This is a genomic window from Grimontia indica, from assembly GCF_000333895.2.
Taxonomy (GTDB): domain Bacteria; phylum Pseudomonadota; class Gammaproteobacteria; order Enterobacterales; family Vibrionaceae; genus Enterovibrio; species Enterovibrio indicus.
The window spans coordinates 12,234-26,891 of sequence record NZ_ANFM02000033.1; the positions used below are offsets into that span (position 1 = coordinate 12,234).

Consider the following 14,658-nt stretch of genomic DNA (forward strand, 5'->3'; position numbering starts at 1 on the left):
CCGAGTTGTTTGACCGCACAAGGTTAACAGTGCCTTGGTTTACTGCATTCCAACGCGGATAACTTGATTGGGGTATAAACAGATTAAAAGCTGGGAACACCAGCGACGAGTGAGAGGGACTTTTAGTGATTATTTATCTTCACGGCTTTGATTCAAACAGCCCCGGAAACCACGAAAAGGTCATGCAACTGCAGTTTATTGACCCAGATGTTCGCTTCATCAACTACAGCACACTTCATCCTAAACACGACATGCAGCACCTTCTTAAGGAAGTGAGCAAGCAAATGGAAATGTCTGATGACAAATCACCACTGATTTGTGGTGTGGGGCTTGGCGGCTTCTGGTCAGAGCGAATCGGCTTTCTCAGTGGCATCAAACAGGTTATCTTCAATCCGAACCTGTTCCCGGAAGAAAACATGGAAGGTCGAATCGATCGTCCTGAAGAGTATGCTGATATTGCGACCAAATGTGTTGAGAGCTTCCGAGCCAAAAACGCTGGCCGTTGTATGGTGGTATTGTCGAAAGAAGATGAAATCTTGGATAACACCCGTTCCGAAGAAGTGTTGAGCCCGTATTATGAAATCGTCTGGGACGACACACAGACGCACAAGTTTAAAAGCATCTCCCATCACCTACAGGCAATGAAAGCGTTTAAAGACGCGTAACATTTGGTTTGTAGGGATTACAGAGCATCAGCTGCTAAGGTTGGTGCTCTTTTTGTATCAGCCATGTTATCAATTGGCGCAAAACTCATCAGCCTCGCCTATTTTCGCTGCATTTAGTGCGGATTTAGGGATTTAAAAATTGATTGAGATCAAGTGACCTGTATAATGGTTTCAACAAAAAATGAGCACCATGTCGTAAAAATGCGGGTGTCGGCGTGTAACATAAAATAAACAACAATGCGCGTTTATAACGTTGAAAACAAAAGCTCTTTACCTCTCCAAGCGATATTTATAATCGACCGAATACGAAGGTTGTTTAAACACATTTTCTTTCATCGCGCGATTCTGTCATCGCGGGATGTAGCCCAATTTTTTCGTATTTAAATCATGGTGAGGAAGTAATCGTGACCAAAATTATTGTAGTCGGTGGCGGTGCTGGTGGCCTCGAATTGGCAACCAAACTAGGACGCACACTTGGACGTAAAGGACGCGCCAAGGTCACTCTTGTTGATCGTAAAGCAAGTCATCTCTGGAAGCCGCTTCTGCATGAAGTTGCGACCGGTTCCCTCGACGAAGGTGTGGATGCAATCAGCTACCGCGCCCACGCAAAAAACCACTATTTCGATTTCCAACTCGGTAGCCTGTCCGGCATCGATCGTGATAACAAAACCATCAAATTGGCGGCGTTGCACGACGAAGAAGACGGTGAGTTGCTGATGCCTGAACGCGAACTGAGCTACGACGTTCTGGTGATGGCTATCGGTTCAACGTCAAACGACTTCAACACTGCCGGTGTTCGTGACAACTGTATCTTCCTGGATAGCCCAGAACAGGCGCGCCGTTTCCGTAACGAAATGAACAATGAGTTCCTGAAACTGCATGCGAAATCCGGTAACGGTACCGTTGACATCGCGATTGTTGGTGGCGGTGCAACAGGTGTTGAGCTTTCCGCTGAGCTGCACAATGCCATCAAAGAACTGCACAACTACGGTTTCCAGGATCTGGATAGCTCTAAGCTTAACGTTACTCTGGTTGAAGCCGGTGAGCGTATTCTTCCTGCATTGCCGCCACGCATTTCTGGTGCTGCGCAGCAAGAACTGATTAAGCTGGGTGTGAATGTTCGAACGGCGACCATGGTTGTCAAAGCGGACGAAGATGGTTTGGTCACCAAAGACGGCGACAAGATCCCAGCGCAAATCATGGTGTGGGCAGCTGGTATCAAAGCGCCAGATTTCCTTAAAGACATCGCAGGTCTTGAAACTAACCGCATCAACCAATTGGTGGTGAAATCAACGCTGCAAACCACCCGTGACGAAGACATCTTTGTTATCGGTGATTGCGCAGCTTGTGAGCAACCAGACGGTACTATGGTTCCACCTCGTGCACAGTCAGCACACCAGATGGCAAGTCGTTGTTTCTCGAACATTGTGGCGAAAGTGACTGACCGTGAATTGAAGCCATACATCTACAAAGATCACGGTTCGCTGGTTTCTCTGAGCCGCTTCTCAACCGTAGGTAGCCTGATGGGTAACCTGACCCGTGGTTCGATGATGGTAGAAGGCCGACTGGCACGTGTGGTTTACATTTCTTTATACCGAATGCACCAGATCGCGCTGCACGGGGTGATTAAAACCGGTTTGATGATGGTAGTTAGCCGCATCAACCGCGTACTTCGCCCGTCGCTGAAACTGCACTAACTGCAGGCTTCGGAAAAAGAAAAGCTGCCAAATGGCAGCTTTTTTTATACCTGGCCTAAATGGGGTTTGAACAGGAGTGGCGTAAAGGTTTTTGGTTTCGTGTTAAGGGCTTCAACGCGATTTGGGACACTACAGGCTGGGTGCCAGTTAAATAATTCTTCAACGGGAAGCGGACGTGAGATGAGGTAGCCCTGAATAGAAATGTCACCTTGCTCTAATAACCAAGCCAACTGCTCTTCTGTTTCCACACCTTCTGCTACCACATCCATTTCCAGGGTTTTTGCTAATTGGATCATTGCTGCGCAAAGCTTGGTGGAGCTTTTGTCTGAGTCGATCACATTGGTGATGAAATGGCGGTCTATTTTCATGACGTCAAAAACGTATTCTCCTAATAGTGAAAGGGATGAATACCCCGTACCAAAGTCGTCCAGATAAAGTCTCACTCCCGCCTTTCTCAATGCCTGAAGTGCCTGGGCGCTGGCTTGTTCATCTTCCATCAACGTTGATTCGGTGATTTCCAGCCCCAACTTGTAGGGTGCAATATTATTTTCTTTGATTAACGATTTAACGAAGGTGATGAAGGCAGGCGAGATCAATTGTTTAGCCGAAACGTTGACAGTTACGCCTGGGTAGTCGAAGTCGCTGGCGTGGTTTTGCCAGTGTCCGAGCAATTGGCAAACGTTGGCTAATACCCAGCGGCCGATGGTATGAATGAGGTTAGTATCTTCTGCAATCGGAATGAAGTCGATGGGAGAAACTGCACCCATCTCTGGGTGATACCAGCGCAATAAAGCTTCAAAATGGTGAACCTTACCGTTCTTACAAATCGGCTGGTACGCCAACGACAATTGATTGAGTTCGAGCGCGTAAGCCAGTTCTTGTTCGATGTTGAAGCGTTGTTGAGCCTTTTCCAGCATGGTGTTGTGGAAAAAGGTGATTGAAGCGCCGCTTTCTTTGGCGTGGTACATAGCAATATCTGCTTGCTGAATGATATCCAGCAAGGTGAAACTGTGATCCCTGATAGTCGAAATACCAATACTTGCGCCAATTTGAATATCGTGACCGTCGATCAGGTAGGGCTGGTTAATCGCATCAAGATATACACTGGCGCTTCGGTATGCGCCATCCTGAGAGATCACGTCTGACAAGCATACGACGAACTCATCGCCCCCAAAACGAAACACCTTGTTGGGTGCCTGTGTCGAAATAAACAGACGATCGGCCACAGATTGTAAAAGTTTGTCTCCAATCAGATGGCCAAGGGAGTCATTCACGTTCTTGAATCGATCTAAATCGATAAAGAGAATTGAAAACCCAAAGCTTTCTACATTTTTCAGTCTCGACTGTTCTTGTTCTAATCGTTTTTCGAGTGCTAAGCGGTTGTTTAATGAAGTTAGGTTGTCGTGGTATGCCTGAAAGCGAAGTTTCGTGGTTTGTTTTGAAACAAGCTGATTAGCGAGGGCAAGCCGGCTGGAATATGACCATATACAGAAACTGGTGGCGATAGTCAGAAGAAAGCCCAATACCGTCATCCCCAGACTGAATTGATAACTTATTAGATGATTTTTCGGTGCTTCAAATGTAAACCAGATGCCTTCTTCACTCCCTGGTATTTTTACTAAATGCTCTGCACTAAATGCATTGGTTCCATAACTTTGTTGTTGTGTTTTGAATAGCAAAGCACCTTTTTCGTTTCTGGTACTGTATTGCGGCCATACGGCGATTTTCAGGTTATCCAACGCATCATAACTGGACCATATTGCAGAGAAAAAACTGTCGAAATAAATAGAAGTAACCAGATAGCCTCTGAGCTCATCATTTAGAATAACCGCTGAGAACAGTCGAATTCCGTGAATACCATTTTCCTCAAAAAAGCTTGCTTCCGGTTCGCGCTGAAAGAAAGCCCGCTCCATGGCATGTGCGAACTGACACTGTGATTCCGCCCGCCATCCAATATAGTTTTCTACTTGGTTCTCAGGCGAGACGTAAAGCACGGGAAACGCATATTCACTCAAAGCCCATGCGCATCGATAATCAAGTTGAGGGAAGGTTTGATAGTTGCTGTATGTCCCATCTTCACTGCCTATGACTCTACTTTCAAAGTCGTCAATGGAGTCCTTGGACACTTTAGGAAGCCAAAACACTGAATGTATCCCCGAGCTTTCACGAGTTCGACTGGAGAGAAATTGCTGGAATTTCTTCTTACTCAGGTTCTTGTCGGTCTGGAAGTAAAGCTGCGCGGAGAGTTGCAACTCGTGGAATGAGTAAAGGGCTTTTTCCAAGCCCTTTAAACGTTGCTCAATCAGTGTGTTGAATGAACTCTGTTGACGCTTTTCGTCAATTTGGTGGACAGCAAAACCGCTGCATAACGCCGCAGCTGTACCAACAACGAACACGATCCAGTGTAGATTTCTGGAAAACATTATTTCTAGTCAGCTAATTATTAATAAGCTTGATTATAGGGAGGGGTGTGACGGTTACCTTTAGATTTGGTTACCGTTCCATGACAAAACCTTAACTTAGAGATTGCTCAATAAATATTGTGAGGGCAGAGACTTATTTCACAGATTTCCACGAGAAGTACCAAAGGTCAACAGACCCTAGGTTTCAATGGAGGAAATCGTTGGGAATGAGGCTGTACACCAAGCCTTCACGGGCTTCACCATCATACATATAACGATTACGTGCACGGCATTCAAAGGTTGCACGGAGCTTTTCTGCAATTCGGATGCTGGCTTCGTTGGCAGGATCCATCACCAATTCCAGCCGGGTCAACAACAGGTGTCCAAAGGCGAGGGAAGCTGCCACTTCTGTGGCTTCCAAAGCGTATCCTCTGCCCTGGAATTTAGTCGCAATCCAGTATCCGAGGTTTGCCATGTTGGCGACGCTGTCGATACTGGAAACGTAGACACAACCGACGAGTTCACCGGTTTCGATTTCAAATGCAGCTAATTCATAACTTGCCCCGGTCAGCCAACCTTGGCGGCTACGATTCACCCAGGCTTCGGCGTCCATATCATCGAATCCTTCATGGCACCAATCCAGCCAAGGGCTGATGGTGTCTGCTGACTCGGAAATGGCTTTTTTGAGCGGTGCGACATCCGCTTGTTTGAGTGCGCGCAGGATGAGTCGGTCAGTTTGAAATTCAAGGTTGGCTTGCATGGTGTACTCGGCTAGTCCGTATCATTATAGTTTTGGTTAAAAGTACCGAAAAAACAACGCCCTCAAATGAGGGCGTTGTAGAAAAACTCTGTTTCACAAAAGCACTTATTCGACGCGGGTGACTTGAATAATCAGTCCCATCAGAGGGTGATCCAGATAGTGTATTTCACCGCTTCTCATGCGGCGTTTTTGCTCGAAAGCATAAGAGTTCAGGTATTTTTCCACTGAATAAGTACGCTCCAGCTTTTGAAGCCCTGTCAGTGCATTACCCTCAGTTACCGCAGCAATATCTGAGCCTTCAGCAGTGATGCCTTCCACTTCGGTTGCCACTTGGTTATCAAGAGGTACTGGCACCGCCTGAACTTCCTTCAGGACTTTACGTTCACCTGGCTCACGAAGGGCTAGGTCGGTTTCAATGAACAGGTAGTGCTGAACGTACACACGAATAAAGCCATCCAGCTCATACATTGGGCCGCTGACTTTGTCTGTTGGCTGATATCCATCAGGTGCGGACTCACTGGTCACCAGAGGCGCATCTTTTGAAGTGCCATCTGTGTAGAAACTATCACCGAAGTTACGACCTGCGGTAAAGCGCAGTTTAGGCATCGCGCCGCGGCCACCATCGTTTTGACGCCAAGCGACATGTGCTAGTGGTTTGAAGCCCGCATGGTTAGCCAGGCGATTGTATTCCGCATTCAACTGCCATTGGTTTTTAGGAAGTACTTGCAGGCCACGCGCCGCCAGTGTTTGTTTGTCGAAGACAGAAACAGCACCACTCAGGTTGATGTCCGGCTGCGCATCCGGCCAGTTTTCCTGAACAGCGTCAGGGTTCTGGTTACGCTTGAATACAATCACTTCAACGTCGAACCAACGTTCAGCGAAGGAAGGCCAGCTAATGACACACAGCAGCAGGATAATCAGCTTTTTCAAGGCATTACTCCGTTTTTAAAGCCAGTTGCCTCGTTCTAGGCAACCAATAAATTCTCGGCAAATTGGTTTAATAATGTTTCGATAAACTCAACCCGCTCACGGCGATCAGTGAGCGATTCGACGATTTTGAGTTTGGTTGGTCCTTCGAAACGATAACGGCTTGGGTGGGATTGTAACAGACCCACCAGGAAGCCGGGATCAATTTGGGCGTTTTGAGTAAACTCGATCACACCGCCTCTGTCGTGTGCGTCGATCTTACGTACACCCAGTTTCGCTGCATCCAGTTTGAGCTGCTGTACTTTGAGCAAATTATTCGCTGCATCAGGCAGTAAGCCGAAGCGATCAATCAACTCAACGCGCAACTCTTCGATATCATCGGAAGATTTGGTTCCCGCAATACGCTTGTACAGTGACAGGCGCGTATTGACATCCGGGATGTAGCTGTCGGGTAATAATGCCGGAAGTCGAAGCTCAACATCTGTCTGCTGATTAAGAAGATCGTCAAGTGATGGCTCTTTGCCTTCTTTTAACGCTTCAACGGCTTGCTCCAGCATTTCCATATACAAGGTGAAACCAATCGACTGAATCTGACCACTTTGCTCATCACCCAGCAGTTCACCTGCACCACGAATTTCCAAGTCGTGGGTCGCCAACGTAAAGCCTGCACCCAAGTCTTCGAGTGAAGCAATGGCTTCCAGGCGTTTGACTGCATCTTTGGTCATGCGTTTTGGATGAGGGGTCAACAAGTAGGCGTAGGCTTGATGATGTGAACGACCAACACGGCCACGCAACTGGTGAAGCTGCGCAAGACCAAGGTGGTCAGCGCGGTCCATGATGATGGTGTTGGCCGTTGGAACATCGATGCCGGTTTCAATGATGGTGGTACACACCAACACGTTAAAACGCTGATGATAAAAATCAGACATTATGCGTTCCAGTTCGCGCTCACGCATCTGACCGTGTGCCACAGTAATACGTGCTTCAGGCACCAGCTCTGCCAATTCATCAGCAGTCTTTTCAATCGAATCAATGTCGTTGTGCAGGAAGTAAACCTGACCACCACGCATGATCTCACGAAGCAGTGCTTCACGGATCAGTGATTTCTCGCGCTCTCGAACAAAGGTTTTTATCGCCAGTCGGCGAGAAGGCGGTGTGGCGATAATTGAAAGGTCGCGCATGCCGCTCATTGCCATATTCAGGGTTCGCGGAATTGGCGTTGCGGTGAGCGTTAGGATGTCGACATCCGCACGCATTGCTTTCACTTTCTCTTTCTGGCGCACACCGAATCGGTGTTCTTCATCGACAATCAACAAACCCAGATCGTGGAACGTCACATCGTTTTGAAGGAGCTTGTGGGTACCGATAAGAATGTCGACTTTACCTTCGGCGCTGTCTGCCAGAATTTGCTTTTGCTCTTTCGCTGACTTAAAGCGGGAAAGTACTTCAACACGCACTGGCAGGTTTGCAAAACGGTCGCGGAAGTTTTCAAAATGCTGTTGCGCGAGCAGGGTAGTCGGCACCAACACTGCCACCTGCTTGCTGTTATTTACCGCAAGGAAAGTAGCACGCATCGCCACTTCGGTTTTACCAAAGCCCACGTCACCACAAACAAGACGGTCCATTGCAATTGGCTGACACATGTCAGATAGCACCGCATTAATGGCGTTTTTCTGATCGGCGGTTTCTTCAAACGGGAAGCCTGCGCAGAAGTCGAGGTAAGCCTCTCTGTCATGTTTGAACGCAAAGCCCGGTTTGGTGGCGCGTTTGGCGTAAACATCGAGCAGTTCTGCTGCCACGTCGCGCACTTTTTCTGCTGCGCGCTTACGGGCTTTCTCCCATGCTTCACCACCAAGCTTGTGCAGCGGCGCGGTTTCTTCTGCACCACCGCTGTAGCGGCTGATCAAATGCAGAGACGCAACAGGTACATACAGTTTTGAACCTTGTTGATACTCGAGCGTGACATATTCGGTCGTGATGCCGCCCGCTTCCAAAGTTTGCAGGCCAAGGTAGCGGCCAACACCATGCTCAAGGTGAACAACTGGCTGTCCAACCTGGAGTTCTGCCAAGTTGCGGATGATGGTGTCAGAGTTAGTCGTGGCTTTTTTATTGTCACGACGACGTTGCTGAACAACGCGCTCGCCAAGCAGATTGCTTTCACAAATCAGCGCAAATGAAGGGCTTTCGCATTGGAAGCCGATTTCAGCAGGGCCGACAACCATAGCGAAATTGGTGGGCGTATCGAATGCTTCGTTGAGTGACCCGCAAACCATCGGGCGGATTTTGATGCGTGCCAGCAGGTCCAGCATGGCTTCACGGCGGCCTTCTGTCTCCACCGAGAAAATGATTTTGCCGGAAAACTCTTCGGTGAACTGTCTTAGCGCACCCAGTGGTTCTTTGAGCTGCTGATTAACGGTCAGTTCTGGAAGTGGAGTGATAGGCGCGTTGCTTCTGCCTGCTTTGTCTTCCGTCGAGTCGATTTGAACCTTGATGCGTGGGTAGTTCTTAAACGCACCAAACAGTTCATCAACGTTTTGCCAGATGTCGCTTGGTGGCAGCAACGGACGAAGAGGATCAACACGTCGCTGGTCATAGCGGTAATCCGCATCGCTCAAAAATTGTTTGGCGGCTGATTCCACATCGCCTTTTGTCAGTACCAAGGTATTCTTTGGCAGATAATCAAACAGGGTCTCTGTTTGATCAAAGAACAGCGGTTGCCAGTATTCGATACCTGCTGGCCAGGTTTTTTTACTGACTTGCTGGTAGATAGATTCTGGCTCACGGCGCGCTTCAAAACGTTCACGCCATCGCCCGCGAAATTGCTCAACTGCTTCATCATTCGTTGGGAATTCATGGGCAGGCAGAAGGTTGATGCTGTCCAACTCTTGTGTCGAACGCTGGTTCTCGGGGTCAAATTCGCGAATGGTATCCACTTCATCGTCAAAGAAGTCGATCCGGTACGGCTGGTTTGAACCCATAGGGAACAAGTCGAGAATCGAACCACGGCTTGCGTATTCACCATGCTCGATGACTTGATCAACATGACGGTAACCTGAAAGCTCTAGCTGGTAACGCAGTTTTTCCAGTGACAGTAAATCGCCTTTTTTCACCATCAACGCATGCTGAACCAAGAACGAATGCGGCATGACGCGCTGCATCAATGTGCTGACAGGGATCAGCAAGATACCATTGGTTTGTTGCGGCAATTGATACAGGCGCGCGATGCGGTCGGAGATAATGTCCTGATGCGGCGAGAAGTTGTCGTAGGGCAAGGTTTCCCAATCAGGAAAAACGTGACACTCGCGGCCGGTAAACTGTTTAATCTCAGGCTGTAGCTTGAGGGCGGTTTGGTTATCCGGCACCACCATCAAAATAAAGCGGTTCTGCTGTTCGGCAAGAGTCGCAACCGTCAGGGGAAGAGAGGCGCCTATCAGATTAGCGATGACGCGGGTGTCTCCTGCTTTTTCAGGAGCAGGTAAATCAAATAATGCGTTGTTTGTCATGAATTCTGGGGCTTAACTGTTTCTTTCCAATGCGCGTTGACGGAGCAGTTTTTGCTGTTGATGAAGCGCAGCACGGATTAACACGTCTCTGTCTTCTTCCTGAAGGCGGATGTATTTCACGCCGACAGCATACTTACCGTTCTTTTCTTTGCAGCCGTAGACGCTACCGTAGCAGTAAATAGCAGAAGGTGGGTTCTCAAGAAAGAGCTTCAATCGCACATGCTGACCTTTCTCGAAAGCTTTTCGTGCAATGAAAGTAAGGCTGCTTGCGCCGAAGGTTTCGGTTTGGTATCGGAGTTTAGGATCGTCCTGTTGCGACAGCATGAAGCCGAGCAGCAGGTTGATTTTCTGATTCTGCGCCTGCAGGAATTTAGTCAGCGCTTGGCTGTCATCGTGGTGTAGGGCCTGGATTTCTTTCTCAACGCCGCTGTCGAGGTCACCACATTCGCTCGCAATGCGAAAAGCGACAGGGATTTCTCGGCCAAACTCGGCTTCAGAAGGCACATGCTCGTCGTCTTCAAGTATCTCTACGTTAATCTTGAGGTGCGCATGTACGGAAAAGTATTCGTCCTGGCTCATCTGTAATCCTAAAACCCTGTAGTGCTATTGATTATACCCGCAGTGGCAGGATTTACCCAACCAAGCCTGTTGAAGAAATGTTTAATTTCACAGCACTTAGACAAGTCTGACACGACAGGTAGTTTAAATTACTGAACGTTTAGCTTGAAAAAGCATCTGATTACCGTGTTCCACACGTGGTTTCGTGGCAATTAGCTGACCTAAAAGGTATTCTTCTTGCCAAAGATTGTTATTTGTTTTTGTAGTTCTCTCTTGTACTGCGAAACAACGTTTTGAGATCTCATTTTATGTTTCACCCTTTACCGGTGTTTATAGGGCTGCGCTATCTGAGAGGGCGATCCGGCGATAAATTCGGCCGCTTTGTCTCTTATATGTCAACTGCGGGTATCACCATTGGTGTGATGGCGCTGGTGACCGTGCTTTCTGTGATGAACGGCTTTGAAGGCCAATTAAAGCACCGCATTCTTGGTGTGATTCCGCAAGCCATTGTGGCGGGCGATGCCCAACACGCGCCGGACGTTAACACATTGGCTAAGCTTGATGGCGTGACGGGAACAGCGCCTATCGTCAGCACTGACTCAGTTGTTCAGAGCCCTAAGTCTATTTCTGCCGGTAAATTGCTTGGTGTCGATGTCGGCGCGCGTGAGCCAATCCGTGAATTTATGGTACGCGGCGATTTCGATTCACTGACGCCAGGCAGTTACAATCTGGTTTTGGGGCGCAAAACTGCCCGCGATCTGGATGTTTCCGTGGGTGATAAAGTTCGCGTGATGATCACCAGTGCCAGCCAGTTTACCCCTGTAGGACGTATTCCTTCCCAACGTAATTTCACAGTAACAGGGATCTACGACACGGCGACCGATGTCGATAATCAACTGATGTTCGGTAATCTCAATGATGTCGCCCGTCTCATGCGTCTTCCCCGTTCGCAGCCAGCGGATCTAAGGCTTTTCGTTGAGGAGCCTTTCAACGTACCGACACTGGAAAAAGTCGCAGAGAGTATGGGCTATGAATGGTCAGATTGGCGAGCATTGCGTGGTGAACTTTTCCAAGCCGTAAAAATGGAAAAGAACATGATGGGATTGATGCTTAGCCTGATCATTCTGGTCGCTGCTTTTAACATCATTTCTGCTCTGATTATGGTGGTGATGGAGAAGCAATCTGAAGTCGCCATTCTCAAAACACAAGGTATGAATCATAACGGTATCGTCGCGTTATTCGTTGTCCAAGGTGCCAGCAGCGGTGTAATTGGTGCACTGCTGGGTGGCGTTGCGGGCTCTGTATTGGCGCTAAACATCAATGAAGTGATGGCGATATTCAACCTGAGCTTGCTGGGTGGCGGGTTGTCATTACCAGTGGTTCTGAAACCTGAGCAAGTGCTTTCTGTCGTGATTGGTGCTATTGCACTAAGTCTTATTGCAACCCTGTTCCCGTCGTTAAAGGCGGCTTCTGTTCGTCCAGCCGAGGCGCTTCGCTATGAGTAATGCATTGTTAACCTGTTCCAACGTCACCAAAACTTATCAGGAAGGGGAGTTGGAAACTCACGTATTAAAAGGCGTGTCGTTCTCGATTGAAAAAGGCGAACTGGTAGCAATTGTTGGTGCGTCGGGCTCGGGTAAAAGTACGCTGCTCCATATTCTTGGAGCGTTGGATACATTGACCGAAGGTGATGTGTTTTTTGAAGACAAAGACCTGATGAAAATGCGAGCCTCAGAGCAGGCGACACTGCGAAATCAAAGCATTGGTTTTATTTATCAGTTCCATCACCTTCTCGCGGATTTTACTGCTGTAGAAAACGTGGCCATGCCGCTGATGATTGGGGGTGAGAAGCCCGTCGAGGCGAAGCGTCGCGCCATGGAAATGCTGGAAGCGGTTGGCATGGGCCATCGCGGTGAGCACCGTCCGTCAGAGCTTTCCGGCGGTGAGCGTCAGCGTGTTGCGATTGCCCGTGCTGTCGTGAATCGCCCCGCGCTGGTGTTGGCAGATGAGCCAACCGGCAACCTCGACCACAAAACTGCGTTGGATATTTATGATCTAATGCGTGAGTTAAACAAAGAATTCAATACCGCGTTTTTGGTGGTCACACATGACCGAGAGCTTGCGCAGAAACTGGATCGTCAGCTTTCGATGCTGGATGGTCAGTTTGTGGAATCGAGCGCTGAGGCTGTAGCGTCATGATGGATTCTTTAGCGCTGTTTATCGGGCGCAGATTCAGCAAAGCCAAACGACGCAATAAGCTGGTGTCGTTTATTTCTGTTTCTTCCATGATTGGTATTTCTGTCGGTGTGATGGTGATCATTGTCGGTCTTTCGGCAATGAACGGCTTCGAACGTGAATTGAATAACCGCGTACTGGCTGTGATTCCCCATGCCCAACTTGAAGGTGTTGAAGCGCCAGTAAAAGCGTGGAAGGAAATGAAAGAAACCGCAGAGGCCAACCCTTGGGTTTCTGCAGGCGCACCTTATGTAACGTTCACGGCCTTGTTGGAAAAAGGAGCCAACTTAAAGCCAGTGCAAATCCGCGGTATCGACCCCGAACAGGAAGTGGGAGTCAGTAATATTGGTGACTACGTGCTTGATAACGCCTGGTCGACACTCACTCCTGGAAATCATGCTGTGGTGCTGGGTAAAGGCATTGCAGATGGTTTGGGTGTTGGAGTCGGAGATTGGGTGACAGCATTGGTGCCTTCGCCGGATCCCGAATTGAAACTGCGTGCGCCACAACGTATCCGCATGCAGGTGTCTGGTGTGCTGAGCTTGGGTGGTCAGGTCGATCATGGCTTGGCACTTGTGCCGATTCAAGATGCACAGCAATACCTTGATATGGGTGATGCGGTTTCCGGCGTTGCGCTGAGAGTCAAAGACCCACTCGAAGCGCGCAAGATCGTTCGTGAAGTGGGGTATACGCTCAAAGAGTATGTGTACCTCAAGAACTGGACGCAGGAATACGGTTTCCTTTATCGCGATATCCAGATGGTGCGCGCGATTATGTATCTGGTGATGGTGCTAGTCATCGGCGTGGCCTGCTTCAACATTGTGTCTACCTTGATGATGGCAGTGAAAGATCGTGCTGCAGATGTTGCTGTATTGCGTACCATGGGGGCAAAAGATGGCCTGATCCGATCCATCTTTATCTGGCACGGCTTTCTTTCCGGTTTGATTGGCAGCCTGATGGGTTCGATTGCGGGATGTTTGATTGCATTGAACCTGACAACAATTGTTGGGTGGATTGAAACCCTGACAGGGCAGGACTTCCTCTCAGGTGATATTTACTTTGTTGATTTCCTGCCAACTCAACTCCAACTGGGGGATGTCTTGCTGGTATCTGTCACAGCGATTGTGTTGAGTCTACTGGCAACATGGTATCCCGCACAGCGAGCCTGCAAGTTGCAACCCGCTGCTGTATTGAGCGCAAGGTAACGGTGATAAGTTGCGCGATTACATCTTAAGGTGAAAAGGTCGCATATCGGCTCGCAGCCTGAGTCAGAAATAAAAAATACCCCGCATTGGCGGGGTATTTTTTTAGCATCTGTTTTCGTTTTCTAGCTGTCGGCTTTGGGTTTGTTCTTTTTCAGCGCTTTGATCTTGGGGAGACGTAAGCGGCGTTGTTGCCAGCTTCTGACCACGGAATATCGCCAGATCCCTCTGACACCAAAATACCCGATAAGACCAAATACCACGCCGCAAACCAAGCAGCCCAGAAGGAAAGGAGGCCCAATCTGGCTCATTTGATTGAACAGGAAGTCCCAGGTCAACTCAAAGTGGAACTGGTAATCGGGCGTGCCCATCAACCAGGTTCCGACCTTGTAAGCTCCCCAGAAAATCAAGGGCATAGTGATGGGGTTGGTGATCCAAACCAGCGCAACAGAAAGAGGCAGATTCACGCCAAACATGATGGCAAGGCCGGCAGCCATGATCATCTGGCTCGGCAGCGGAACAAATGCCATAAACAGGCCAACGGCGAAGGCACCAGACGCAGAACGACGATTCAGGCACCAAAGGTTAGGGTCGTAAAGCAAATTGCCAAAGACCGCCAGCGCCTTTTGTTTGCGAATGACGTCGTGTCTGGGGAGAAACTTTTTAATTATTTTTCTTGGCATAGATCTTCATTTCACACGAAACGGCT

Annotated in this window: 11 protein-coding genes; 5 read left to right on the top strand and 6 right to left on the bottom strand. The window is 48.7% G+C overall.

The features are described from left to right. Positions 1 to 125: 125 nt before the first annotated feature. Both ycfP and D515_RS17845 read left to right on the top strand, forming a co-directional pair. Entirely contained in the window at positions 126 to 665 is a 540-nt protein-coding gene (ycfP, locus tag D515_RS17840) for an alpha/beta hydrolase YcfP (RefSeq protein ID WP_002540493.1), read from the top strand. A 404-nt stretch (positions 666 to 1,069) separates the two neighbouring features. After that, entirely contained in the window at positions 1,070 to 2,362 is a 1,293-nt protein-coding gene (locus tag D515_RS17845; protein WP_002540495.1) for an NAD(P)/FAD-dependent oxidoreductase, read from the top strand. A 44-nt stretch (positions 2,363 to 2,406) separates the two neighbouring features. On the opposite strand, the gene D515_RS17850 is transcribed toward D515_RS17845, so the two are convergent. The 5 genes from D515_RS17850 to D515_RS17870 form a co-directional block, all read right to left on the bottom strand. Continuing rightward, entirely contained in the window at positions 2,407 to 4,785 is a 2,379-nt protein-coding gene (locus D515_RS17850) for a bifunctional diguanylate cyclase/phosphodiesterase (protein WP_002540496.1), read from the bottom strand. Between the two features lie 184 nt (positions 4,786 to 4,969). Continuing rightward, on the bottom strand, positions 4,970 to 5,524 hold the full coding sequence (locus D515_RS17855) for a GNAT family N-acetyltransferase (protein WP_002540497.1): 555 nt from the start codon (positions 5,522 to 5,524) through the stop codon (positions 4,970 to 4,972). Between the two features lie 105 nt (positions 5,525 to 5,629). Next, the gene (locus tag D515_RS17860) at positions 5,630 to 6,454 is read right to left on the bottom strand and encodes a peptidoglycan binding protein CsiV (protein ID WP_002540499.1); all 825 of its coding nucleotides are present in this window, start codon (positions 6,452 to 6,454) and stop codon (positions 5,630 to 5,632) included. A 35-nt stretch (positions 6,455 to 6,489) separates the two neighbouring features. Further along, positions 6,490 to 9,954, bottom strand: a complete 3,465-nt coding sequence (mfd, locus tag D515_RS17865) for a transcription-repair coupling factor (protein ID WP_002540500.1) — start codon at positions 9,952 to 9,954, stop codon at positions 6,490 to 6,492. Between the two features lie 12 nt (positions 9,955 to 9,966). Next, the gene (locus D515_RS17870; RefSeq protein ID WP_002540501.1) at positions 9,967 to 10,533 is read right to left on the bottom strand and encodes a PilZ domain-containing protein; all 567 of its coding nucleotides are present in this window, start codon (positions 10,531 to 10,533) and stop codon (positions 9,967 to 9,969) included. A 287-nt stretch (positions 10,534 to 10,820) separates the two neighbouring features. Here D515_RS17870 and lolC point away from each other — a divergent pair, with 287 nt between their 5' ends. Genes lolC through lolE form a run of 3 tightly spaced genes read left to right on the top strand, consistent with a single transcriptional unit; the run spans position 10,821 to position 13,952 of the window. Further along, positions 10,821 to 12,017: a lipoprotein-releasing ABC transporter permease subunit LolC gene (lolC, locus tag D515_RS17875; RefSeq protein WP_039850280.1), complete on the top strand. Its 1,197-nt coding sequence runs from the start codon at positions 10,821 to 10,823 to the stop codon at positions 12,015 to 12,017. After that, positions 12,010 to 12,711: a lipoprotein-releasing ABC transporter ATP-binding protein LolD gene (gene lolD / locus D515_RS17880; RefSeq protein ID WP_002540503.1), complete on the top strand. Its 702-nt coding sequence runs from the start codon at positions 12,010 to 12,012 to the stop codon at positions 12,709 to 12,711. Before lolC ends, lolD begins: the two co-directional genes overlap by 8 nt. Next, a complete protein-coding gene (lolE, locus tag D515_RS17885; RefSeq protein ID WP_002540504.1) occupies positions 12,708 to 13,952 on the top strand; it encodes a lipoprotein-releasing ABC transporter permease subunit LolE in 1,245 nt (414 codons plus the stop codon). The genes lolD and lolE overlap by 4 nt, the downstream gene beginning before the upstream one ends. Before the next feature lie 122 nt (positions 13,953 to 14,074). Here lolE and D515_RS17890 read toward each other — a convergent pair whose 3' ends face one another. Next, entirely contained in the window at positions 14,075 to 14,632 is a 558-nt protein-coding gene (locus D515_RS17890; RefSeq protein ID WP_002540506.1) for a DUF2062 domain-containing protein, read from the bottom strand. Between the last annotated feature and the right edge of the window lie 26 nt (positions 14,633 to 14,658).

Bases quoted from the DNA above. Each gene is read 5' to 3' on its own strand.
- lolD (WP_002540503.1), top strand. From the start codon at position 12,010: ATGAGTAATGCATTGTTAACCTGTTCCAACGTCACCAAAACTTATCAG.
- D515_RS17855 (WP_002540497.1), bottom strand. From the start codon at position 5,524: ATGCAAGCCAACCTTGAATTTCAAACTGACCGACTCATCCTGCGCGCA.
- D515_RS17870 (WP_002540501.1), bottom strand. From the start codon at position 10,533: ATGAGCCAGGACGAATACTTTTCCGTACATGCGCACCTCAAGATTAAC.
- D515_RS17890 (WP_002540506.1), bottom strand. From the start codon at position 14,632: ATGCCAAGAAAAATAATTAAAAAGTTTCTCCCCAGACACGACGTCATT.
- lolC (WP_039850280.1), top strand. From the start codon at position 10,821: ATGTTTCACCCTTTACCGGTGTTTATAGGGCTGCGCTATCTGAGAGGG.
- D515_RS17850 (WP_002540496.1), bottom strand. From the start codon at position 4,785: ATGTTTTCCAGAAATCTACACTGGATCGTGTTCGTTGTTGGTACAGCT.
- mfd (WP_002540500.1), bottom strand. From the start codon at position 9,954: ATGACAAACAACGCATTATTTGATTTACCTGCTCCTGAAAAAGCAGGA.
- lolE (WP_002540504.1), top strand. From the start codon at position 12,708: ATGATGGATTCTTTAGCGCTGTTTATCGGGCGCAGATTCAGCAAAGCC.